The sequence below is a fragment of the Microbispora sp. H11081 genome (assembly GCF_012999535.1).
Classification (GTDB): Bacteria; Actinomycetota; Actinomycetes; order Streptosporangiales; family Streptosporangiaceae; genus Microbispora.
In genome coordinates, this window is the sequence record NZ_JABBWV010000010.1 from 205910 (window position 1) to 214211 (window position 8302).

Annotated in this window: 5 protein-coding genes; 3 read left to right on the forward strand and 2 right to left on the reverse strand. The window is 75.6% G+C overall.

The window, feature by feature from the left end; translation table 11 throughout:
- Positions 1 to 75 precede the first annotated feature (75 nt).
- A complete protein-coding gene (locus tag HHX31_RS24070; protein ID WP_169950600.1) occupies positions 76 to 4860 on the forward strand; it encodes an FtsK/SpoIIIE domain-containing protein in 4785 nt (1594 codons plus the stop codon).
- A 119-nt stretch (positions 4861 to 4979) separates the two neighbouring features.
- Here the strand turns inward: HHX31_RS24070 and HHX31_RS24075 are convergent, their stop codons facing one another.
- Positions 4980 to 5252, reverse strand: coding sequence for a WXG100 family type VII secretion target (locus HHX31_RS24075; protein ID WP_169950601.1), 273 nt, complete (start codon positions 5250 to 5252; stop codon positions 4980 to 4982).
- A gap of 239 nt (positions 5253 to 5491) precedes the next feature.
- On the opposite strand from HHX31_RS24075, the gene HHX31_RS24080 reads away from it, so the two are divergent.
- Positions 5492 to 6211 carry an SDR family NAD(P)-dependent oxidoreductase gene (locus HHX31_RS24080; protein WP_169950602.1) on the forward strand — a complete coding sequence of 240 codons (720 nt, stop codon included), beginning with the start codon at positions 5492 to 5494 and terminating at the stop codon, positions 6209 to 6211.
- Between the two features lie 116 nt (positions 6212 to 6327).
- Positions 6328 to 7740 carry a type VII secretion protein EccB gene (gene eccB, locus HHX31_RS24085; protein WP_169950603.1) on the forward strand — a complete coding sequence of 471 codons (1413 nt, stop codon included), beginning with the start codon at positions 6328 to 6330 and terminating at the stop codon, positions 7738 to 7740.
- Between the two features lies 1 nt (position 7741).
- On the opposite strand, the gene HHX31_RS24090 is transcribed toward eccB, so the two are convergent.
- Entirely contained in the window at positions 7742 to 8281 is a 540-nt protein-coding gene (locus HHX31_RS24090; RefSeq protein WP_169950604.1) for a hypothetical protein, read from the reverse strand.
- Positions 8282 to 8302: the final 21 nt, after the last annotated feature.

Genomic DNA, 8302 nt, shown 5'->3' on the forward strand with positions numbered 1-8302 from the left:
GATCTTCACGGGAACGCGCCGGAATGAAACCCTTTCCGCGAGGCCGCCGCACAACCGCCTTCTGGGAGTTCGCGCATGCGGATAACGCTCACCGTGGTCGGCGACGAGGGCCGCCGCGACGTGCTGGTCGAGGGCGACGAGAGCACCACGGCCGCCGCGCTCGCCGGCTCGCTCGCCGGTCTGCTCGACGGCGCGGCCGCCCGGCCCGCCAACGTCGTACGGCTCCCGCACGCCCGCGCGCCGTACGACCTGGACCGGGACCGGCAGGCCCCGCCGCCCGGCGGGACGAAGCTGTGGGTGGACGGCCGCCCGATCGACCCGGACGCGCCCGTGTTCGGCCTGCTCAGGGATGGCGACCTGGTGGCCGTGGACGGCCAGGCCGCCGCGGCCACGGTCACCGAGGAGCCCGGCGGGCAGGCCGAGTTGCGCGTGGTGGGCGGGCCGGGGGCCGGCGCCGTCCACCGGATCGGGTTCGGCGCGCACACGATCGGCGCCGACCCCGCGTGCGCCATCTCCGTGCCCGACCCGAGGATGCCGTCGGTCGCGCTGGTGGTGCGGCTGGCCCCCGGCACGGCGAGCGTGGAGCCCGCGGCCTCCGGCGGCGATCCGGTCGCCCGGCTGGAGGGCGAGCCGCTCACGGAGGCGACTTCGTGGCCGGCCTGGGGCATGCTCGCCTGCGGCGGCTCCGTCTTCGCCCTGGGACCGGTCCTGCCGCCCGACGCCCACCTCGACGCGCTGCAGGACGGCGGGCTCGCCTACAACCGCCCGCCCCGGCTGCAGCGGCCGGAGCGGCAGCGGCGGTTCACGGTCCCCGCCGAGCCCAAGCGGGGCGAGGGCATGCGGCTGCAGGTGCTGGCCGCGCTGCTGCCCGCCGTCCTCGGCGTGGTCATGGCCGCCGTCACGGGCCTGTGGTACTACCTGCTGATCGCGTTCATGACCCCGCTCATCATGATCGGCCAGTGGGTGAGCGACCGCAGGCACGGCAGGAAGAAGCACCGCCGCGCGGTCAAGGCGTACCGCGAGCGGCTGGCCGCCTTCGAGGAGGAGGTGGCCCGCGCGGTGCGGCAGGACGAGGAGGCCAGGCGCGGCGGCGCGCCCGACCCGGCCGAGGTGCTGCTCACCGCGACCGGCCCGCGCCGCCGCCTCTGGGAGCGCCGCGTGCACGACCAGGACGCGCTGCGGCTGCGCCTGGGGCTGGCCGACCTGCCTGCGGACCTGGAGTTCGAACCAGAGGCGGGCGCGTCCCAGGACGTCCCCCGCAGGGAGCCGCCCACCTGCCACGACGTCCCGGTCGCGCTGGTCATGCGGCGTCTCGGCGTGGCCGGGCTCACCGGCCCGAGAGACGTGGCGCTCGGCTGCGCCCGCTGGCTGGTCGGCCAGGCCGCGGCCCTGCACAGCCCGCGCGACCTCGCGATCGTGGTGCTGTCGGCCAACGCCGACGGCGCCGGGCAGTGGGGCTGGGTCCGCTGGCTGCCGCACTGCGCGCCGGACGCCGCCCGCGGAGCCGCCCTGTCGTCCGACTGCGCCGCGCTCGTCGGCGCCGACCCCGAGGCCGCCGCCCGAAGGGTCGCCGAACTCGCCGCCCTCGTGACCGACCGGCTCGACGCGGAGAACGGCTCGGGGCCCTACCCGGGAGCGCCGCGCGGCGCCCGCCTGTCCGGCGGCCCGGCCGGCTGGGACGACCTGGGCCGCGCGGGCGGCAACCGGCCCGCCGAGCCGGCCTTCGCGACCTACGACGAGCGGCCGTTCGACGTGCTCGTCGTGCTCGACGGGGCGCAGGTGCTGCGCGGCCTGCCCGGCATGCCGCAGGTGCTGCGGCAGGGCCCCCGCGCCGGGGTCTACACGATCGCGATCGACGACGACGAGCGGCTGCTGCCCGAGGAGTGCGCGACGGTCGTGTCCTGCGACCGCGACGGCGGTGTGCGCCTCCACGGCGGCGGGCTCGACCCGATCACCGGCATCCGCGCCGACCAGGTCTCGCCGCCCTGGGCCGAGCGCCTGGCCCGCGCGCTGGCCCCGCTGCGCGACGTGAGCCGCGACGACCCCGCCTCCGCGCTGCCCGACGCGGTCCGCCTGCTCGACCTGCTCGGCACGCCGCTCGACCCCGCCGCGCTCGCCGAACGGCAGGGCCGTACGACCAGGGCACTGATCGGGGTGGGCCCCGAGGGGCCGTTCGAGGTGGACCTGAGCGGAGACGGGCCGCACGCCCTCGTCGCGGGCACGACCGGCGCGGGCAAGTCGGAGCTGCTGCAGACGCTGATCTGCTCGCTCGCCGTGGTCAACCGGCCGGACGAGATGACGTTCGTGCTCATCGACTACAAGGGCGGCGCGGCCTTCAAGGAGTGCGTACGGCTCCCGCACACGGTCGGCATGGTCAGCGACCTCGACGGCCACCTGACCCAGCGGGCCCTGTCGTCGCTCGCCGCCGAGATCCGGCGCAGGGAACGCCTGCTGCTCGACGCGGGGGCCAAGGACATCGAGGACTACCAGCGGGCCCGCGGCGCCACCTGGGTGCTCGGCGCGGGCGGCGTGCTGCGGGCGCGCGGCGCCGGCATCTTCGCCGCGCCGGTGCCTGAGACGGCCGGGGACAGGGAGCTGCCGCCGCTGCCCAGGCTCGTGCTGATCATCGACGAGTTCGCCGCCCTGGTCACGGAGCTGCCCGACTTCGTCGAGGGGCTGGTCGACATCGCGCGCAGGGGCCGCTCGCTCGGCATCCACCTGATCCTCGCCACCCAGCGGCCCGGCGGCGTGGTGACCGCCGACATCCAGGCCAACACCTCGCTGAGGATCGCGCTGCGGGTCACCGACGCCAACGAGTCCACCGACGTCATCGACGTGCCGGACGCCGCGCACATCTCCAGGACGACGCCGGGCCGCTGCTACGTGCGGGCGGGCTCGGGCGCGCCGATCGCGGTGCAGACGGCGAGGATCGGCGGGCGCACCCCTCAGCCGCGAGGCGCAGCGGGGGCCGCCGACCCCGGGGAGTCCGTGCGCGTGCTCGACCTGCCCTGGCAGGCGCTCGGCCACCCGCTGCCCGCCCCGCCCGCCCAGGCGGCGAGCGGCACCGACCTGGCCCTGCTCGTGGACGCGCTGCGGGAGGCGGGGCGCGACCTGCCACGTCAGCCGAGCCCGTGGCTGCCGCCGCTGCCCGCCCAGGTCGTCCTCGGCACCGGGACCGCGGCCGGCGGCGCTCCTGACGTCCCCGGCGAGGGGGTGCTCGCGGGCCCCGCGCCGTACCGGCCGGGGTTGGACGAGGTGCCGCCGCTGCCGTTCGGCGTGACCGACCTGCCGTGGGAGCAGGGCCGCCGCCCGCTCACGCTGGACATGCGGCACGGCGGCCACCTGCTGATCGCGGGCGGCGCGCGCAGCGGCAGGTCAAGCACGCTGCGGACGATCGCCGGCTCGATCGCGGCCGGGGCCTCCCCTGAGGACGTGCACGTCCACGCCGTCGACTGCGGGTCGGGCGCGCTGCTGCCGCTCGTCGCGCTGCCGCACTGCGGCGCGGTGGTCACCCGCGACCAGATCGACCGGGTGGAGCGCCTGCTGACCCGCCTGCGCGCGGAGGTCGGGCGCCGCCAGCACCTGCTGGCCGAGGCCGGGTACGCCTCGCTGGCCGAGGCCCGCGCCGCCGCCAGGTCCCGGGCCGCCCGCGACCGCGTGGGCGTGGGGGCGCTGCCCTGGATGGTGCTCCTCGTGGACCGCTGGGAGGGGTACGTCGCCGCGTTCGAGAACTACGACTACGGGCGGCTGGTCGACGCGCTGCTGCAACTGCTGCGGGAGGGACCGGCCGTGGGCCTGCGCGCCGTCGTCACCGCCGACAGGTCAGGCCTGCTCGGGCAGATCTCCACGGTCTTCGAGGACCGGCTCGTGCTGCGGCTCGCCGATCCCGCCGACTACGGGCTCGCCGGGCTGCCGATGCGTGACCTGCCGAGCGTCATGCCCCCGGGCAGGGCCCTCGCGGCCGGCGAGCACGGCCTGGCGGAGAGCCAGCTCGCGCTGCTGTGCGACGACCCCTCAGGCCCAGCGCAGGTGGCCGTGCTGCAGGAGCTCGCCCGTACGGCCGCCGCGCGGTTCGGGGGGTCGGACGCTCCCGGCACGTGGGCGTGGCCGTCGGAGCCGCCGCTGCGGGTGGACGCGCTGCCGATGCGGATCACGGCGCGGCAGGCGCTCGACCTGGCTCCCGCGCATCGGGCGCCTTCGGACCTGTGGGCGCTGCTCGGCGCGGGCGGCGACGCCCTCACCCCCATGGGCGTGGACCTGCAGGGCCAGGGCCCGGCCGCCGTGATCGCCGGGCCGCCGCGGTCGGGCAGGTCGTCCGCGCTGCTCACGGCGGCGCTCTCGCTGCTCGACCGGGGCACGCCCGTGCTCGTCGTGACCCCGCGCCGCAGCCCGCTGCGCGACCTCGCGGGGGCGCCGGGGGTGCTCGCCGTGCTGGACGGCAACGCCAGAAGCGTGACCGGGGGCGGCGCGGACGACTTCGGCGGCCTGCCGGGCGCGCTCGACCCGCTCGCGCTGGTCGCCGGGCACGAGCGCTACGTGGTGGCCGTGGACGACGCGGAGCTCATCTCGCCCGACTCCGCTCTCGGCCTGGCCCTCGACGAGATCCTGCGCACCGGGCGGGACGGCGAGCACGGCCTGCTCGTCGCCGGGGCCACCGGCGACATGGCGACGGCCTATCGGGGGTTCGTGGCCGAGGCGCGCAAGGGCAGGACCGGCCTGCTGCTCAACGTGCAGAGCCCCGCCGACGGGGACCTGTTCGCCGTACGGCTGCCGCGCGGCGCCGTCGGCGGGCCTCCGGGGCGCGGCCTGCTCGTCGTGTCGGGCACCGCGACGCCGATCCAGGCGGCGGTGCCGGACTGACCATCCCGGCGGCTGTCCCCACGACTGTCCCCACGACCGTTCCCGCCGCCGTCCCCGCGTACGAGAAGGCCGCCGGCGCCATGACGTTCATGGCGGCCGGCGGCCAGGGGGCGTGGCGGTCAGCGGGTGGCGGACTCGATGTTGCCCCGGTAGGTCGTGATGACGCGGGAGGCCTCGTTGAGCTCCTCCGTCATGCGCTGGAACGCCGCCCGGTAGCTCTGCCAGGCGTCGTGGAAGCGCTGCGCGCCGGGGCCGGTCCAGGCGGTGCCGACCTTGGCCGCCTCACGGTCGAGGTTGGCCATCACGGCGCGAACCTGGTCCGCCTGCTGGCTGAACTGCGCGGCCATGCTCTGCATCTCCGCGGGGTCGCCGCCGAGCAAGCTGTTACTCATCCAGTCACTCCTTCTTCGACAAAGGGGCCGCCCTCACCGTAAATCCTTTGTCAATCCTGTGAACCCCTTATGCCGAGCGGATATATCGGCGGCCGGGATAACACGGCTTTTCCGCCACTCCATTCTCCCTTTTTCCTTACGCCCGGAAAGGCGGAAGAGCTCGTGGCGAGGCTCCCCGGCGGGACGAAGATCGGCGGAGGGCCACTAGGTTGGGGCAGGAGCGACGAAAGGGATGACCCATGCGTGAAGTGGTGGTGACAGGCGGCGCGACCGGGATCGGGTACGCGGTGGCCCAGGAGTTCGCCGAGGCGGGCGACCGCGTGACTATCACCGGCCGCCGCGAACACCTGCTGAAGGAGGCCGCGGCCCGGCTCGGCGCCGCGTACGCCGCCTTCGACGCGTCCGACCCGGCGGCGGTCACGGCGGCGCTGCCGCATCTCCCCGAGACGGTCCACGTCCTGGTCAACAACGCGGGCGGCAACACCGACCGCGGCCGTGAACCGGCGATGGACCTCACCGCGGTGGCGCGGGCGTGGCGGGACAACCTGGAGGCGAACCTGCTGTCCGCCGTACTGGTGACGACCGCGCTGCTCCCCCGGCTCGGGCCGGACGCCCGCGTGGTCAACCTCGGCTCGATCGCCGCCCGGGGCACCGGCTCTGGCTCGTACGGCGCCGCGAAGGCGGCCCTGGAGTCCTGGACGGCGGACCTGGCCGCGGAGATCGGGCCCCGGGGGGCCACGGCGAACGTCGTGTCGCCGGGTCTCGTGCTCGACACCGAGTTCTTCGGCGACGGGCTGGACGAGGAAGGCATCCGCCGCCGGGTCGTGGCGACCCGCAACGGGCGGCCTGGCCGGCCCCTCGACGTGGCGGCGACGGTGCGGTTCCTCGCCTCGCCGGAGGCCGGGCACGTCACCGGACAGGTCGTGCACGTCAACGGCGGCGCCTACCTCGGTCGTTGAGCGGACGCCACCGGGCCGGGGCGGTCCGGCCCATGGACCACGAGGACGCGTAGATCACAAAGACGCCGCCGGATCAATATGCTGGCTCCGGTGCCCTCTGACAGGGGAGAGGTGGCGTGCAGACCCGGAAGGACCTCTACCAGGCGTACCGGCTGATGCAGCAGCGCCTCGGCCAGGCCCTGCTGCAGGGCGAACCGGACGTGGCGGAGTCGCCCATGCGGCGGCACAACGTGGCCACGTTCTGCGGTGTCCTGCTGTCGGTGCTCCTGCTCGCCGCCTTCGGCATCTGGGGCCTGATCAAGCCGGGCGGCGCCACCAAGCTCACCGAGCCGGGTCAGCTCCTCGTAGAGCAGGACACCGGCGCGACCTACGTCTACAGCGCGCAGGAGCGGGCGCTGCTGCCCGTGGCGAACTACGTCTCCGCCCGGCTGCTGCTCGACGCCGCCGACGTGACCGTGCGCGACGTCTCCGCCGCCTCGCTGGCCGAGTTGCCGCGCGGGCCGCTCGTCGGCATCCCCGGCGCGCCCGACTCGTTGCCGGCCAAGGACAAGCTGGTGCACGGCCCGTGGTCGGTGTGCGTGGTGGACGGCCCCGACGCCACCGGCGCGCCCCGGCCGTACGTCACGCTGGTGGGAGGCTTCGACGTCGGAGGCAGACCCCTCGGCGGCGGCGCCATGGTCGTGGACGACGGCCGGCAGAAGTGGGTCGTGTGGGGCGACCGGCGGATGCGGGCGGCCGCCAGCGCGGTGAGCGCGCTGAACGCCCAGCCGCGGAAGGTGCCCCCGGCCTGGCTCAACGCCATCCCCGAAGGCCCGGACTTCAGCGGCCCCAAGGTGCCGAACCTGGGCAGGAAGGTCAGCCGGCCCGACGGGAGGTCCGCCGCGGCGGTCGGGCAGGTCTTCACCGTGCCGGGCATCGGAGGCGCCCCGGCGCGCTGGTACGTCCTGCTGTCCGACGGCCTCGCGCCGATCACCCTCACCCAGGCCACGCTCATGCTGGCCGACCCGGGCATCAAGGCGGCGTACGGCAGGCGTCCCCCGCAGGCCGTCACGATCGACGCGGCGACGGCCAACGCCTCCGTGTCCGCGCAGAACGTGACGGGCGGCGGCCTGCCGGAGACGATGCCCTCCGTGGTCTCCCCCGGCCCCGCCTCGCCCCTGTGCGCGGTCTACTCAGGCGCCCGCACCGGCTCGACCCGGGCGACGCTGACCGTCGGCGCCTCGATCGCGATCCCCACGCCGAGAACCCCCGGCGGCGAGGAGAGCTTCGACCAGGTGCTGCTCCCGCCCGGTTCTGCGGCGATAGCCGGGCTGCTGCCGGGCGAGGGGCAGGTGGCCTCGATCACGAACTACTACCTGATCACCGACCAGGGCCGCAGGTTCGCCGTCGCCTCGGCCGACCTCCTGCCGAAGCTCGGCTACGGCCTCTCCGACGCCACGCCGGTGCCCGCGCATCTGCTGCACCTCATCCCCGAGGGCCCGGCGCTCGATCCCGCCGCCGCCCGCGTGCCCGTGCCGATCGGCAGGTAGGTCAGCCGGCGAACCGGCGGAACTCGTCCAGGTTCCGCTGGTAGAACGCGATGTCCTCGGCCAGCCGGTCGCGCTGGAAGCTCTCCGGCTCCGCCGCGCGGACGGCCAGGCCCGCCTCGGTCCTGAACGCCTCGGCGGGCACCTCCGGCTCGCCCGGCGGGATGAACTTGAGCACCTCTCTGAGTGCGTCCCTGGCCGTCTCCCAGCCGTTCACCACCCGCAGGTGGAGGCTCTCGTCCCCCGGCTCCTCGGCGTACTCGAGGTCGTCGGCGAGCGCCCGCCGCGCGTACCCCGCGCCGGCGAGCCGCCACTGGCCGGGGTCGAGCAGCTCGGACAGGCCGACGCCGAACGGCTCCCCCTCGTCCCTGGCCTCCGCCTCGCTCGCGTACGGCACGAGCACCTCGACGGAGCCGGACCGCAGCGTCCACCCCTCGGGTCCCTCGGCCGGCGGCACTTCCGTGGTGTCCTCCGTGGTGTTCGCGGCGGTCAGCGCGAGATACAGGCGGGCCTCCGCGAGCGTCCGCGCGTGCGGGATCGGCACTTCGTGCTCCGTTCCTGTCAC

Coding starts and splice junctions, on each gene's coding strand:
- HHX31_RS24070 (WP_169950600.1), top strand. CDS start 76: ATGCGGATAACGCTCACCGTGGTCGGCGACGAGGGCCGCCGCGACGTG.
- HHX31_RS24075 (WP_169950601.1), bottom strand. CDS start 5,252: ATGAGTAACAGCTTGCTCGGCGGCGACCCCGCGGAGATGCAGAGCATG.
- HHX31_RS24080 (WP_169950602.1), top strand. CDS start 5,492: ATGCGTGAAGTGGTGGTGACAGGCGGCGCGACCGGGATCGGGTACGCG.